14 protein-coding genes are annotated in these 14,308 nt (G+C 59.8%); 8 read left to right on the forward strand and 6 right to left on the reverse strand.

Going from position 1 to position 14,308, the window contains the following annotated elements:
- Positions 1–98: 98 nt before the first annotated feature.
- A complete protein-coding gene (locus Aeroheme_RS16565) occupies positions 99–2,540 on the reverse strand; it encodes an ABC transporter permease (RefSeq protein WP_411166222.1) in 2,442 nt (813 codons plus the stop codon).
- A 171-nt stretch (positions 2,541–2,711) separates the two neighbouring features.
- A complete protein-coding gene (locus Aeroheme_RS16570) occupies positions 2,712–3,437 on the reverse strand; it encodes an ABC transporter ATP-binding protein (RefSeq protein WP_043132953.1) in 726 nt (241 codons plus the stop codon).
- Between the two features lie 57 nt (positions 3,438–3,494).
- Here Aeroheme_RS16570 and Aeroheme_RS16575 point away from each other — a divergent pair, with 57 nt between their 5' ends.
- Positions 3,495–4,103, forward strand: a complete 609-nt coding sequence (locus Aeroheme_RS16575) for an arylesterase (RefSeq protein WP_111911970.1) — start codon at positions 3,495–3,497, stop codon at positions 4,101–4,103.
- Positions 4,104–4,174: 71 nt separating this feature from the next.
- On the opposite strand, the gene Aeroheme_RS16580 is transcribed toward Aeroheme_RS16575, so the two are convergent.
- The 3 genes from Aeroheme_RS16580 to Aeroheme_RS16590 form a co-directional block, all read right to left on the reverse strand.
- Complete coding sequence (locus Aeroheme_RS16580) at positions 4,175–5,119, reverse strand: chemotaxis protein CheV (protein WP_163137216.1); 945 nt, start codon at positions 5,117–5,119, stop codon at positions 4,175–4,177.
- 350 nt (positions 5,120–5,469) lie between these two features.
- Positions 5,470–6,567: a porin gene (locus Aeroheme_RS16585; RefSeq protein WP_395948914.1), complete on the reverse strand. Its 1,098-nt coding sequence runs from the start codon at positions 6,565–6,567 to the stop codon at positions 5,470–5,472.
- A gap of 318 nt (positions 6,568–6,885) precedes the next feature.
- Positions 6,886–7,296, reverse strand: coding sequence for a CBS domain-containing protein (locus Aeroheme_RS16590; RefSeq protein WP_106887734.1), 411 nt, complete (start codon positions 7,294–7,296; stop codon positions 6,886–6,888).
- Between the two features lie 152 nt (positions 7,297–7,448).
- Between Aeroheme_RS16590 and Aeroheme_RS16595 the strand changes: the two genes are divergently transcribed.
- Genes Aeroheme_RS16595 through Aeroheme_RS16605 form a run of 3 tightly spaced genes read left to right on the forward strand, consistent with a single transcriptional unit; the run spans position 7,449 to position 10,661 of the window.
- Positions 7,449–9,359 carry an ABC transporter ATP-binding protein gene (locus Aeroheme_RS16595; RefSeq protein WP_411166223.1) on the forward strand — a complete coding sequence of 637 codons (1,911 nt, stop codon included), beginning with the start codon at positions 7,449–7,451 and terminating at the stop codon, positions 9,357–9,359.
- On the forward strand, positions 9,352–9,813 hold the full coding sequence (locus Aeroheme_RS16600) for a DUF2390 domain-containing protein (RefSeq protein WP_162627311.1): 462 nt from the start codon (positions 9,352–9,354) through the stop codon (positions 9,811–9,813). Before Aeroheme_RS16595 ends, Aeroheme_RS16600 begins: the two co-directional genes overlap by 8 nt.
- Positions 9,807–10,661 carry a 23S rRNA (adenine(2030)-N(6))-methyltransferase RlmJ gene (locus Aeroheme_RS16605; RefSeq protein ID WP_411166224.1) on the forward strand — a complete coding sequence of 285 codons (855 nt, stop codon included), beginning with the start codon at positions 9,807–9,809 and terminating at the stop codon, positions 10,659–10,661. Before Aeroheme_RS16600 ends, Aeroheme_RS16605 begins: the two co-directional genes overlap by 7 nt.
- Before the next feature lie 73 nt (positions 10,662–10,734).
- On the opposite strand, the gene Aeroheme_RS16610 is transcribed toward Aeroheme_RS16605, so the two are convergent.
- Positions 10,735–10,941 (reverse strand): hypothetical protein, encoded by a 207-nt coding sequence (locus Aeroheme_RS16610; RefSeq protein ID WP_411166225.1) that lies wholly within the window; start codon positions 10,939–10,941, stop codon positions 10,735–10,737.
- 181 nt (positions 10,942–11,122) lie between these two features.
- On the opposite strand from Aeroheme_RS16610, the gene Aeroheme_RS16615 reads away from it, so the two are divergent.
- From Aeroheme_RS16615 to Aeroheme_RS16630, 4 genes are all read left to right on the forward strand, one after another.
- Positions 11,123–11,485, forward strand: coding sequence for a DUF2061 domain-containing protein (locus Aeroheme_RS16615; RefSeq protein WP_041205088.1), 363 nt, complete (start codon positions 11,123–11,125; stop codon positions 11,483–11,485).
- 394 nt (positions 11,486–11,879) lie between these two features.
- Positions 11,880–12,308 (forward strand): VOC family protein, encoded by a 429-nt coding sequence (locus tag Aeroheme_RS16620; protein WP_411166226.1) that lies wholly within the window; start codon positions 11,880–11,882, stop codon positions 12,306–12,308.
- A gap of 301 nt (positions 12,309–12,609) precedes the next feature.
- Positions 12,610–13,662, forward strand: a complete 1,053-nt coding sequence (locus tag Aeroheme_RS16625; protein WP_411166227.1) for a hypothetical protein — start codon at positions 12,610–12,612, stop codon at positions 13,660–13,662.
- A gap of 208 nt (positions 13,663–13,870) precedes the next feature.
- Positions 13,871–14,302 carry a MerR family transcriptional regulator gene (locus Aeroheme_RS16630; RefSeq protein WP_411166228.1) on the forward strand — a complete coding sequence of 144 codons (432 nt, stop codon included), beginning with the start codon at positions 13,871–13,873 and terminating at the stop codon, positions 14,300–14,302.
- Positions 14,303–14,308: the final 6 nt, after the last annotated feature.

Here is a 14,308-nt window from a genome sequence, read left to right on the forward strand (position 1 = left end):
GGGTGCTGGGTCGATTAGTCATCGAACGCTCGCGTAGCTGGCAACCAAGCATCAGCATCCCCGTTAGTCCGATTACGCCACTTCGTGGCTAATCGAACCTACAGCAACCCCTGCCCCAGTCCTCTTAGCCGGTCGCTCAGGGTGCCCGCCAGCAGCTGGCGGCGCATGCCCTGACCGGCCAGGGTCACCAGCAGGGCCCCCAGCAAGGGCAGGCCGGCCCAGATGGCCCAGTGGAACTGCCACTGGCCATCGAACCACCACCACTGCAGGCCAAAGGAGCAGAGCTCCACCACCATGGCGGCGCAGAGCCCCGCCAGGGCGCCACTGGCCACCAGCTCCCAGCGCAGCATCTTCTCCAGCAGTTTGCTGCCCGCCCCCAAGGTGCGCATCAAGAGCAGCTCCCGACGCCGGGCGGCCATGCTGGCCTGGGTCTGGGTCAGCAGGACCAGCAGGGCGGCCACAGTCACCAGCCCCAGCATCAGCCCCAGTGCCCTGCTTACCTGATCCGAAACCACAGTCAGCCGCCCAATCAGATCCTCCACATCGATGAGACTCACCGTGGGGTGGCGACGGATAAGCTCCACCTCGGCACTGCGTCCCTCAGGCGGCAGGCGATAGCTGCCAAGCCAGGTCTGGGAGAAGGGGGCCAGCACGTCCGGCGAGAAGATCATGTAGAAGTTGGGTCTCATGTTATCCCACTTGATGGACCTCAGGCTGGTCACCCTGGCCTCGAAGCTGCGCCCCTCTATGGTGAAGCTGAGGGCATCCCCCAGGGCGATGCCGAGCTGGCCCGCCAGCACCTCGTCGACGGAAACCTCCCCCTTGCCGCCGAGCCACTGGCCCGAGGTGACCTGGTTGTCGGGGGGCAGGGTCGCCGTGGTGGTGAAGTTGAGCTCGCGGTTCACCCCCTCCCGGGCCGCATCCTCACCCACCGCCTGACCGGCGATCCGGGTCAGACGCCCGCGCACCATGGGATAGAAGTCCGAGGTGATGGCACCTGCTTTGTGCAGGTCCGCCAGTATGCCGTCACGCTCCCCGTCGGCCACATTGACCAGGAAGCGGTTGGGGGCATCCGCGGGCAGACGGGCGGAAAAATCATCCAGCAGATCGACCCGCGCCGCCCACAGGAGCCCGAACAGCATGAGCGCCAGGGCAAAGCCCGCCAGCTGGAACAGGCCGCTGCCGCGCTCGCGGGAGAGGTGGCTGATGGCGAGGCGCAGGGCATGGGGTCCCTTGAGCCGACCACCGAGTCGCAGCAGCCCGGAGGCCAGCAGCGCCAGCAGCACCATCAGCAACCCCATGCCCCCGATGAGACCGAGCGCCAGCCTGGCATCGGCGGTAAAGCCCCAGACCAGAGCGAACAGACCGAGCAGGCCCACGGGCAACGTCAGCCAGGGGGGAATGCCCGCCTCCAGCTCCCGGCGCAGCACCCGCAGCGGCGGCACCTTGAGCAGGCGCAGGAAGGGGATGAAGGCCAGCAGCAGGGTGATGAAGAAGGCGACCGCCAGACCCAGGGCAAAGGGACGCCAGGAGGGCGGTGGCAGATCAGCTGGCAGCAGATCCCCCAGCAGTTGCAGCGTCAGCCACTGCATGGCGCTCCCCGCCACCAGGCCGATCAGGGCACCTATCAGGGTCAGGGAGGCGAGGAGGGTCCCCATCAGTTGCCAGAGGGTACGCCGCGACGCCCCCAGCGTCTTGAGCAGCGCCACCATGTTGGTCTGGCGCTCGGCGAAGTGACGCACCGCTATGCCCATGGCCAGGGCCCCCAGCAGCACGCCGGCCAGGGACGCCAGGCGGAAGAAGCGCTCGGCATTGGCCAGGGATTTGCCGACCTGGGAGCCCTGATCGTCGGGCTTGATCAGCTTCTGCCCGGCCGTGAGTCTGGACTTCAGCCAGCGCTCATAGCGGGCGATCCCCTCCCGGGGCCCCTTGATGAGATAACGCCACTGCTGGCGGCTGCCCGGCAAGAGGGCGCCGGTCGCCTCGATATCGGCGCTGTGGATCAGCGCCCTTGGCGCCATCTGGAAGGGGCTGAAGCCCTGATCCGGCTCCTGGCCCAGCTCCCCCGCAACCTTCAATCTGGTGTTGCCGACCTCCAGCTCGTCCCCGAGTTTGGCGCCGAGCAACTGCATCACCCGGGAGGAGAGCCAAATCTCGCCGGGCGCAGGGGCGCGCTGGGGCATCAGCTCCAGCTTGCCATAGAAGGGGAAATCGCTCGGCACGGCGCGAATGGACGCCAGTTGCAGGCCGTCGCCGTGAAACAGCATGCTGTTGAAGCTGACCGTGGTCTGGACGAGGAGCCCCTCCTGCTTCGCCTGGGCGAGCCAGGCCTCGGGCGCCGGGGTTGCGGAGCGCAGCACCCGATCCGCCCCGATGAAGTCACGGCCCGAGGCCTTGAGCCCCGCATCCAGCCGGTCAGCCACCAGGGCCACGCTCAGCACGCAGGCCACGCTCAGGGCCAGCGCCAGCACGAACCAGCGCAGCTCGCCGCTGAACCCTTCCCGGCGCAGCAGCTTGAAACCCAGTCTCCATTGACTCATGACTTGCTCCCCATGCCCGGCGCCAGCACAAGCCAGAACAGCAGCTCACCGCTGAACCCTTCCCGGCGCAGCAGCTTGAATTCCCGTTTCTTCCATTGACTCATGACTTGCTCCCCATACCCGGCGCCTGCACAAGCCCTGACAATCCCGGGCGGTTCTTTCTCCACTGGCTCATGACAGCTCCCTGACACGGGGAGCCAAGGTGGCTTCGGATGCTGGCGCATCCGCCTCCAGCCGTCCCGCCGCCATCACCAGCTGCCGCTGGCAGCGCTGGGCCAGCTCATGATCGTGGGTCACCACCACTAGGGTGGTGTTGTGCTCACGGTTGAGACGGAACAGCAGTTCGATCACCGTCTCCCCCGTCTTGCTGTCGAGGTTGCCGGTCGGCTCGTCCGCCAGCAGCAGGCTGGGGCGGGTCATAAAGGCCCGGGCTATGGCGACCCGCTGCTGTTCCCCCCCGGACAGGCGCGGCGGCAGGTGGTGCAGCCGCTCGGCCAGCCCGACCTGGGTGAGCAGCTCGCGGGCCCTGGGCTCACAGTCGGTCTCGCCGCGCAGCTCGGCCGGCAGCATGACGTTCTCCAGGGCGCTCAGGGTGGGCAAGAGCAGGAAGGACTGGAACACGAACCCCACCTGCTCGGCGCGCAATCTGGCCCGCCCCTCCTCGTCCAGCCGGGTCAGGGACTGGCCCAGGATCTCTATCTCGCCGCTGCTCGGCAGGTCGAGTCCGGCCAGCAGGCCGAGCAGGGTGGACTTGCCGGATCCGGAGGCGCCAACCAGGGCCAGCGTCTCGCCGGTATTGACTTGCAGATCGATCCCTTCAAGGATGGTGAGACTTTCCTGGCCGAGGCGAACGGTTTTGCCGAGCCCCCTGACGGTGATAATGGGCGTTGAACTCATGATGCGTTTCCTGTTTACCTTAACCTGTAATGACAATAGATCGTGGGAGTTGAATGCATGACGCGTGTCTTGTTCGTCTTGAGTTGCCTGTGTTGCTGGATCTCATCGGTCCAGGCGCAAACCCTGCTGGTACTGGGGGACAGCCTGAGTGCCGGCTACCAGATGCAGGCCGAACAGAGCTGGCCTGCCCTGCTCAATGAGAAGTGGCAGCAGCAGGGTGGCGAGCACAGGCTCATCAACGCCAGCATCAGTGGTGAAACCACCCAGGGGGGGCTGGCCCGCCTGCCCACCCTGCTCGCGGAGCACAAGCCTGACTGGGTGCTGATCGAACTGGGGGCCAACGATGGCCTGCGCGGCTTTGCCCCCGCCATCACCCGGGCCAACCTCACCAAGATGGTGGAGCTGGCCAAGGCCAGCCAGGCGAAGACTGTGCTGACCCAGATCCAGCTGCCCCGCAACTATGGCGCCCGCTATTTGCAGCAGTTCGAGCAGATATTCCCGGAGCTGGCGCAGGCCAATGACCTGCCGCTGATGCCCTTCTTTATCGATGATATTGTGCTGCGCCCTGAACTCATGATGAACGATGGGCTCCACCCCACGGCGGCGGCGCAGCCCCAGATCCGCGACCGGGTTGCCAGCTTTATCGAGCCCCTGCTGACCCAATAGCCCCTTGTGATAGGCCGCTAGTCCCTAAAACAAAGCACCCGCCGAGGCGGGTGCTTTGTCATCGTATTTATTCAAACCCCCAGTATCTGGCGCATGCGCTCCTGGGTGACCCCGACCAGCAGATCAGGCTGGAACTTGGAGATGAAGCGGTCACATCCCACCTTCTTGACCATGGCCTCGTTGAAGTTGCCGCTCAGGGAGGTGTTGAGGGTGATGAAGAGATCGGCCATGCGCGGATCGCTGCGCACCTCGTGGGTCAGGCGGTAGCCATCCATCTCCGGCATCTCTGCGTCCGTGATCATCAGCATGATCTCGTCGGTCACCTTCTTGCCCGCATCGCACCACCCCTTGAGCAGCTTGAGCGCCTGCAGCCCATCCTGGCACTCGATCACCTCGAGGCCGAGCTGGGCGAGGGTCTCGCGCACCTGATTGCGTGCCGTGCTGGAGTCATCGACGATGAGCACCCGGCGCCCCTGCATCTGGGGCAGGATCTCCTTGTCCAGCACCTCAGCCGAGATGCGGATGTCATAGGTGATGATCTCCGCCAGCACCTTCTCCACGTCGATGATTTCGACTATCTGGTCGACCCCTCCCTCCGGGATGCGGGTGATGGCGGTGAGGTAGTTGGCACGACCCGCCGAACGGGGAGGCGGCAGTATGTCCTTCCAGGTCATGTTGACGATGTGGGCCACCTGCCCCACCAGGAACCCCTGAATGGTGCGGTTGTATTCGGTGATGATGAGGTTGGATTCGTTGTCGACCGCCATGGGGCGCATGCCGATGGCGCCGCGCAGGTTGATGACGGGAATGGAGACGCCGCGGATGTTCGCCACCCCGCTGATGTTGTGATGGGAGCCCGGCATCTTGTTGAGATGGGGCAGCTTCACCACCTCCCGCACCTTGAAGACGTTGATCGCAAACAGCTGCTGGGTACCCAGCCGGAACATCAACAACTCCAGGCGATTCTCCCCCACCAGCTGGGTACGTTGATCCACTGAATCCAATATGCTCGCCATATAAAGCCCTTACGTCCGTTTCCCGAGTGCCGCCCCGCGATGGGGCGCCAGCATGCCAACCAGACCCGCATTTCCCCGACAGGAGCAACGCAAGTCTCTATACAAATAATGAAAAGGGTCGAGAAAAGATAGGATCTTGACCGCGGGGCGTGATCCTCACCCCATAGCCCCATGCCAGCAACCCCTCATCCCCATCGACCCGACAATAAGAGTTATCGACCAGGAGGGGACAATGCTGAACCCGGGATTGGCCAGACGGCCGACAAAGGGCACTGCGGGTTTTGCGCCCATAAAAAAACCGGCCGCGAGGCGGCCGGTCAAAAAAATACAGTAGGCAGTCAGGGAACGACTTAGAAGTGGTACTGCATGGCCACGCCAACGACGTCGTCGGTGTTCTGGCCAAACTTGTTGTACCCGTCAGTGCCGTCGCTGCTCAGCAGGTTGGCCTTGTAATCAACGTAGACGTCGAAGTTATCGTTGATGTTGTACCAGGCACCGATGGAGACGTATTCGGTCAGGGTGTCGTCGAAGGTTTCACCCTTCACATCCAGGCGGTTATACGCCAGGGACGGCTTCCATTGGCCCCAAGTGTACTGAACCACGGCTTCGTAACCGTTGCTCTCTTCGGCGTAGCCGTTGTAGCCAGACTGGTTCACATAGACGTGGTCTTCGCCATAGGCGTAGGTCGCGGCAGCGTACAGGTTGTTGGCGTTGTACTTGATACCGACAGCGGTCAGCTTGGCGTCTTCGCTGCCACCGAAGTTGGAGTTGGCAGCCTGATCGGCAGTCTTGCCAGCCTGGTTATAGGCCAGACCCAGGCTGATGCCCATGTCGAAGTTGTAGTTGGCAGACAGGGCGTAGCCCTCTTCAGAGCCTCTCATCCAGCTAGATTTGTAGCCAGTGTTAACTCCGCCGACAGTAACATCATCACCATTTTGCGCTTCGTTCTCGCCGGTGAACTGGGCACCCAGCACCAGGCCGTCGAAGGTGTAGAGGTACTGAGCCAGGCCGTTGGTACGACCGGTACCGAACACTTCGGTACCCTTGCCCAGGCCATCTCCGCCCCACTCCGGCAGAACGTCGGTGTAATCGTTAACGGCCTTGGCAATCAGACCATCCTGACGACCGTAGCTGAAGGCGCCGAAACGATCGTTCTTGATGCCAACGTAGGCATAACGCAGTTCGGTGTCGGAGCCGTTGGTCGGTACGTTGTACTCGACGAAGCCGTTGGCGACGGTTTCTTCGTTGATGCGGGTCTCACCACCGATGCGCAGACGCAGGTAGCTCTGATCGCCACTCTCGTCGTCGTTGTCGCTACCGTAGTACATGCCTTGAACACGGCCACCGATGTCAAGCTTGGTACCATCCTGGTTGTAAACGGTAGAAGCTTGTGCACCACCGGCCAGCAGCAGGCTGGAGATGGCCATCGTCAATGCTGTCTTTTTCATTGTTCGTTCCTCTGAGGTGTAAACCAGACCTGTGCTCGGTCGTTGTCATTTTGAATCGGGTTCATTTCCGATGACCTAGGGTAGATCTGCGAACCTTGATGGGAACTGAAGAAGGGGTCGATTAATTAGAAATACTCGATTTATCCTGCCTGTTGCGACATAAAATGTCGCAAATAAAGATGGCTGTAGAATTTCAAGCCAATTAAATGAATAATTCAGAACAACAGGAATGCCATAACTATAAATGACAGAGGGTTATATCGAGGAGGGGTCAATGAAAGCTCGAGGGAGCGGGTTCCACTCGCTCCCAAAGAGGCCTCAGGCAGGTTGCCAGTCCCGCATGACGCGCAGCAGGTCTTTCCAGCTGACGATGCCGACCAGGGCGCCGTTTTCCAGTACCGGCAGGCAGGAGACATGTTGCTCCAGCATGATGGCCGCTGCTTCCGGCAAGGACGATTCGGGAGAGATGGTGATGGGTTGGCGACTCATGATCTGATGGGCCCGCCGGTTGAGGGTCTCGGTGTCGCGGTTCATCTCGGCATCAGTGTCGAGATAGGGGCTTAGGGCGCGTAGCAGATCCCTGTCCGAGATGACTCCCACCAGCACTTCCTCTTCCAGCACCAGCAGGTGGCGAAAGTGGGCCTGCTCGAAGATCTCCTTGATGACACCCAGCCTGTCATCCATGGAAACGGTCGCGACCCGGGTCGTCATGATCTCTTTAATCAACATGGAAGCCTCCTGCCCCCTGACAGATGTCTCTGTTATGGCACGTTTTTCTTGCCGCAGCCAGCCATGCCCCCCAGCCTCAAGTGCAAATCCGAGTCATTTCACGTAAGATCCGCGCCAGTTTCTCCCCTTCATTGAGCCAAGCAGATCCATCCATGATAGTTGCCAGTCAAATCGAACTGATCCGCGGCGGCCGCACGCTGCTGGACAACGCGTCCGCCACCATTCACCCCGGCCACAAGGTGGGCCTGGTGGGCAAGAACGGCTGTGGCAAGTCCACCTTCTTTGCGCTGGTGCGGGGCGAGCTGGCCATCGACAACGGCAGCTTCAGCCTGCCCGCCGGCTGGCAGATTGCCGGCGTGGCCCAGGAGACCCCGGCGCTGGACTGCTCCGCGCTCGAATACGTGGTCGATGGCGACAAGGAGTTCCGCGCCCTCGAAGCCCAGCTGGCCCAGGCCGAGGCGGATGACAATGGCCTCCTGGTCGCCGAGCTGCACGGCAGGCTCGACACCATAGGCGCCTACAGCATCCGCGCCCGCGCAGCCGAGCTGCTGCACGGTCTTGGTTTTGGTGGCGATCAGCTCGACTCGCCGGTGAAGAGCTTCTCCGGTGGCTGGCGCATGCGCCTGAACCTGGCCCAGGCCCTGCTCTGCCGCTCCGATCTGCTGCTGCTCGATGAACCGACCAACCACCTGGATCTCGACGCCGTCATCTGGCTGGAGAAGTGGCTCAAGGGCTATCAGGGCACGCTGGTGCTGATTTCTCACGACCGCGACTTTCTCGATTCGGTCATCAATCGCATCATCCACATCGAGAACGGCAAGCTGAACGAATACACCGGCGGCTACTCCGACTTCGAGTTGCAGCGCGCCGAGCAACTGGCCCAGCAGCAATCCATGTACGAGAAGCAGCAGCGGGAGATGTCCCACATGCAGGCCTATGTGGACCGCTTCCGCTACAAGGCTTCCAAGGCGCGCCAGGCCCAGAGCCGCCTCAAAGCCATGGAGCGGATGGAGAAGATACTGCCCGCCCACGCCGACTCCGAGTTCAGCTTCGAGTTTCGCGAGCCCTCGGCCCTGCCGACACCCCTCATCGCCATGGAGAACCTGTGCGCCGGTTACGGTGACAAGGTGATCCTGGAGAAGATAAAGATGAACCTGGTGCCGGGCTCGCGCATCGGCCTGCTGGGACGCAATGGCGCCGGCAAGTCCACCTTCATCAAGATGCTGTCGGGCTCCAATGCGCCGCTGTCGGGCAAGCTGGAGGTGAGCGCCGGGGTCAGCATCGGCTACTTCGCCCAGCATCAGCTCGAAACCCTGCGTCTGGACGATACCCCCCTCGATCACCTGGCTCGCCTCGCGCCGGACAAGTCCGAGCAGGAGCTGCGCAACTACCTCGGCAGCTTCGGCTTCCACGGCGACAAGGCGCTGGACAAGGTGGCCCCCTTCTCCGGTGGCGAGAAGGCGCGGCTGGTGCTGGCCCTCATCACCTGGCAAAAGCCCAACCTGCTGCTGCTGGATGAACCGACCAACCACCTGGACTTGGAGATGCGCCACGCCCTGACCATGGCGCTGCAAGGCTTCGAGGGGGCCATGGTGGTGGTCTCTCACGACCGTCACCTGCTGCGCACCACCACGGATGACTTCTATCTGGTGCACGGTGGTCGGGTAGAGCCGTTCGACGGCGATCTGGACGACTATCACAAGTGGCTCGGGGAGCAGGAGAAAGAGGCCAACGCCAAGCCGACGGACGGCACCGTCTCCGCCAACTCGGCAGTGGCTCGCAAGGATCAGAAGCGGCTCGAGGCCCAGTTCCGTCAGCAGACCCGGCCCCTGCGCCAGAAGCTCGAGAAGCTCGAGGCCAGCATGGAGAAGCTGCAGGGCAAGCTCGGCGACATAGAGAGCCAGCTGGCCGATCCCGCCATCTACGAAGAGAACGCTAAAACCAGGCTCTCCGAGCTGCTCAAATCCCAGGGCCCCCTCAAGGAGCAGCTGGAAGAGGTGGAGCTGGAGTGGATGAGCCTCTGTGAGGAGCTGGAAACCATGGAGCAGGCCTTCTTTGCGTGACGAACAGCTGATGGCAAGCGAGCGGGTCGCCGTGCACGAGCTGCCGACGCCGCTCGGCTTCTGGCACTGGAGCGGCAAGGTCTATGGTGAGCGCAGCCAGGACTGGCTCAACGTGCAGACGCTGGGGGGCAACGTCAATCTGGCGCTCTTGCTGCACCACCTGGATCTGCTGGGCATCCCGGTCGATCTCACCGATCTGCAACCGGCCCTGGTCCAGACCGAGGCCGTGCTGCTCCCCTGGCGCACCCTGCGCCAGCAAGCCAAGGCGCGGCTGGCCGAGGAAGAGTATCAGGCCATGCTGGCCCACGAGCTGGAGCTGGAGCGGTTGCAACAGGGGGTCTTGCTGCAGACCCTGCGCGGCCTCTCCCTGTTTCGTGGCAAGAGCCACAACTTGTTGAACTACCTATCGTTATTGGGTGCCCAGCAGGGCCCCCTCAGAGACCTAATATGCTGAGCTACCGCCACGCCTTTCACGCCGGCAACCATGCCGACGTCCTGAAACACGCCGTCCAGGCCCTGATCATCGAGTCCCTCAAGAAGAAGGAGAAACCCTTCATCGTGCTGGACACCCATGCCGGCGGCGGTCTCTACGACCTGCGCGGCGACTGGTCCCAGAAGAAGGCGGAGTACGCCGACGGCATAGGCCGGCTGTGGGACGAGCGGGCCCAGTGGTCCGCCATGGCCCCCTATCTTGGCGTCATCGACGAGATGAATAGCGATGGTCAGCTGCACTACTACCCGGGTTCCCCCGAGCTGTCCCGCCGTCTCGCCCGCGAGCAGGACAAGCTGGCGCTGATGGAGCTGCACAACAACGAGGTGGAGGACCTGCGCGCCAACATGGGCTATGACCCCCGCGTCGCCGTGCACCACCGTGACGGCTTCGAGGGGCTGATCGCCCTGCTGCCCCCCACCCCGCGCCGCGGGCTGGTGCTCATCGACCCCCCCTACGAGCTGAAGGAAGATTACTTCGCCGTGGTCGACACCCTGAAAAAGGCACAGAAACGCTGGGCCACCGGCATCTATGCCCTCTGGTATCCCATCCTCGGGCAGGAGGCGGACAAGTCCCGCGACATGCTCAAGGCGATCAAGCGGGAAAACTTCGGTAACGTCCTGGTGGCCGAGCTGGAAGTGGCCGGTCAGACTGCCGACTGGGGCATGAACGGCTCAGGCATGCTGATCGTCAGCCCACCCTGGATGCTGGCCGAGCAGATTGAAACCTTCCTCAAACCCTTGTGCGCCAAACTGGCTCAGGGCGCTGGCGCCCAGTACAGGGTGGAGTGGCTCAACAAAGCCGCCGACTGAGCCCTCATCGCTCACAAAAATGACAAAGCCCCGAAAGGGGCTTTTCTCTGTCTGCCGTTGCCGGAATGACGCCTCAGGCCCGGACGGGCAGATCCCGCCAGAGCGCCAGCACAAGCAAGGCCAGCAGGACCAAAGGCGGGGCCAAGCAGAGCAGCACGCACAGGAAGGTGATAAGCACAGGATGCCGACTCTTGCGGCGGGCCAGTCGCCAGGCCACGACGCCGACGACGATCATCAGCAGCAAGATGAACAGCACATAAATGTTGGCATTGAGGGTCATGAAAACTCCTTTTTCATGGCAAAAGACATACTCTATCGCCGCCGTGGCCCCAGGCAAGTCCCCAATCTAGTGGTTTCGACCTCGGTCGATAGGCTTTTTCTATCCAGCTGATAGATGAGAATAGTTTTCATTTGATGTGATTCCGGGTGATACTGCACTCATCGCCAGAGGAGACACCATCATGAAAAAGACCATCAGCTTTGCCGTCCTGCACTTCAGTGTCGCCTTCACAGTGGCTTACCTGCTGACCGGCGAACTGCTCACCGCCAGCCTGATCGCCCTGATCGAGCCCGCCGTCAACACCGTCGCCTTCTACTTCCACGACCTTGGCTGGCACAAGCTCAAACCCGATCACAGCCTGCAGGCCAAGACCAGCAGCTTCGCCCTGGTGCACTTCTCGGTGGCCTTCGCCGTCGCCTACCTGCTGAGTGGCGAGCTGCTCACCGGTGGCGTGATGGCCTTGATAGAGCCCGCTATCAATACCGTCGTCTTCTTCTTCCACGAGCGGCTGTGGCGCGCCCGCCAGCAACTGGCGCTGGCATAATGGAGGGCAACCAGCCCTTCCCCTTCACGAGCGGCTATAACAGCCGCCAAACCCTGGTGCTGGCCTAAAGGAGGCCAGCAAAACTGGCCCCATGAGCCCAATGAGCCCCCTCTCACAGACCCGCTACGCCGACACATCCCTTGCCATAGCGACTCATTCTTTGATCCCGCCCGAAAATCCATCACCCTGCCCTTCCCCTCAGCGCCACCCTCGCTAACATACCCGAATGGCAATATATGCCTCGTTGGAGTCACCCATGAGTCACGCCATCCCCCAAGCGCAGCCAAATAGCAGCACACTGGAAGCTGACATTCAGGGGCGGTAGCTTGCCCAAAAGCGATAACCTGCAATCAGACCGGTTTCTTGTCCAAAAATTTCTGAGTGGAGGCTGTGCATGGAAACGCAAACACTGCATCGGGGTCGGCTGATCGACCATATCCAGCTGGTGGTGCAGGATCTTACTGCCAGCCAGCGCTTTTACAGGGCCACGCTGGCCGCCCTCGATGTGCCCATAGGCGGCACGGGTGATGGTTACTTCTGGGCTGACGAGCTATTTGTCACGGCGGTGGACAGCCCGGCTGCGCTTGGCGTACTGACCGGCCGCCATCACCTCGCCTTCCAGTCACAAGACAGGGCCATGGTGGATCGCTTCTATCAGGCGGCCCTGACCAACGGCGGCAAAGATAACGGCGCCCCCGGCGAGCGGGTCTATCACCCCGGCTACTACGCCGCCTTTGTGCTCGACCCCGACGGCAATAATATCGAAGCTGTATATCACGGCGAGGCAAAGCGGAGTGCGGGGTCAGTGGAAATTCGGTTTTAGCAAGAGAGCGAAACGCCGGTGATATGGGCCTCGCCAAGGTGCAACGAGGTGGCTACGCCTTGCTCAACATAGTGACGCCCAGAGTTTCTTATCGACTGTATTTTTATTCAGTCGTAATGGTAGCGCCAGATGAAGAGGTCAAGCGAAGACGGGCAGACTCAGAGCCAAGCTGGCAATATTATTATTTTAAATAATTTTCCGTCACAGTGATAAAGTAGGTACGGAGTTATGCGGAAGACTCGATTATCGGATTAATACCACCCTCCATCTATTAACTGTTATATGCATTACGAGAAACAACATGGAAAACATTCCGATATATCAAGGTAAGTTGACAGTTTATCTAGATCAAAACATGTTAGATATGTTCATGAAATTTGGCTTAGGTGAACTTGGAAAAATGCTTGCTTGTAAATACCAAGTCATTTACTCAGATGAAACTCTAAAAGAGATAAAGCGTTCAGTTGGCTATGAGAGCAAATTTCTTGAAATACTGAACCAGCTAGGTGCATTTCATTTGAAAATTTGTTTGGATGAGCACTTCCAGCCAACAGGTAAGGCAACAATTACAGAAAGAGATAGTTATCTTTCTTTTAATGAATACAACTCAAACGAACCAGTATACGAACGCATCTATCAATCAATGATGCTTAATGTTCAAAAGGTTTACGGTGGTTTAAGTCAGAATACATTTTGGGACATCAGAGATACACAAATTGACGCTTATAATGAGTTGCATGATTTCATGCTTAAAAACATTGAAGATTTGAAACCCCATTTCCCTGAGTTAGCAGTACAGTTAGAAACTCAATCCAGTGAAATTAAAAAGAAGGTGTCAGATGCCATTTCTGAGAGCGCAAGACTTGCGTCAGAGAATGTTAGTGACTCTATTGGTTGGTCGGGCATAAGAGACTTTCGTAAATCTTTAGATATAGGGCCGATACAGTTGAATAACATAGAACCACCAAACGTTATTCAGCAGATATGGTCTCTTTTTCATGAAAAACTCCCAAAAGAAGCAGACATAACCTTAGAGCAATTTTTCGGTATAGAAAGCAACCCCATTTACCCAACAATAGAATTTTTTAAGTATCAGGAAGTCAACTCAATATATCACATGTTAAATATGCTGGGGTATCATCCTGATTCAAAGGTTCATATAGAACGGCGATTCATTGCCTCGATAAGTGACCAAAGTCATGCAAGTTTCGCAACTTTCGCTGACATATTACTTTCTAGGGATAAGTCTTTTCTTAAAAAGGTAGAAGCCGCTTATGCATTTCTGGATGTAAGCACTAATATTTTTTATGTTGAAGAAAACATGTATAACAAAGCGTTTAAAAGTGATTTGTAACGCTTGGTATTTCTGCTTCACGTTGATTCTAGTGATTAAGGTGGTTTCCATATAACAATTTATGATACCCACCATCTCGATAGCAGACTTGCCTAGCAAGGTGGATGTCCCCTGCCAATCCAAATCGCCCCTCCCCTGTGGGGATTCAATCCCCCCTGCCACTGGCCTATAGTGAGCCCCTACTCGAACAACCTCTGCGAGCAGCAGTATGTATATCGGCGAATTTGCCCGGCTGGCGGGCACCACTCCCAAGGCAGTCCGCCTCTACGAACAGCTCGGGCTGCTTCCCGAGCCCAGGCGGCGCGGCAAGTATCGAATCTACCGGGCCGAAGATCTGGAGTGGGTCGGCTTTATTCGCCAGGCCCAGCAGCTCGGCTGCAAATTGAGCGAGCTTGTCCCCTTGCTGGCGGGCCTCACCAGTCTCGCCGAGTTTCCCTGGCAGAAGGTGGAGCAGCTTATCGCGGGCAAGCTGGCGCAGATAGAGGCCGAGGTGGCCAGGCTGCAGCACCAGCACCACTCCCTGACCCAGTGCGCCGCGCTGCTGGCGCAGCACCCCTGCCGCTATGGCGCCCCCGGCCAGAGCGAGCCGCTCCCACAGGCTGAGCAAGGGCTTGCAGGACGGGCGCACAAGGTGGCTTGACTCTGT

It is taken from the genome of Aeromonas sp. DSM 116730 (assembly GCF_046581335.1).
GTDB lineage: Bacteria > Pseudomonadota > Gammaproteobacteria > Enterobacterales > Aeromonadaceae > Aeromonas > Aeromonas rivipollensis.